Source organism: Pseudoalteromonas sp. MER144-MNA-CIBAN-0113 (assembly GCF_040308965.1).
GTDB lineage: Bacteria > Pseudomonadota > Gammaproteobacteria > Enterobacterales > Alteromonadaceae > Pseudoalteromonas > Pseudoalteromonas tetraodonis.
Genome location: NZ_JBEOOG010000552.1, coordinates 1 through 242, shown reverse-complemented (window position 1 = coordinate 242; position 242 = coordinate 1). Strand labels below are relative to the sequence as shown.

Annotated in this window: 1 protein-coding gene; it reads left to right on the top strand. The window is 34.7% G+C overall.

Going from position 1 to position 242, the window contains the following annotated elements; genetic code table 11:
- A partial coding sequence (locus tag AAEY57_RS20900) for a response regulator (protein WP_350608770.1) occupies positions 1 to 242 on the top strand: 242 nt, incomplete at both ends.

Sequence of the window (242 nt, the reverse complement as noted above, 5' to 3'; positions counted from 1 at the left end):
GGTTTAGAAGCAATCTCATTATACGAGTCACACAAGCCAGACATTATTTTTATGGACATTCAAATGCCTAAAATGGATGGTCTTCAGGCATGTAAAAAAATTAAGGCGCTTAATAACGAACAAATTGTTATCGCGTTAACCGCTAATGTTTTTACAGAGCAAAAAGAAATATACAGGCAGTTATTTGATGGTTACGTTTCAAAGCCAATTGAAAAACATGAGCTTGTAGGCATGTTATCAAC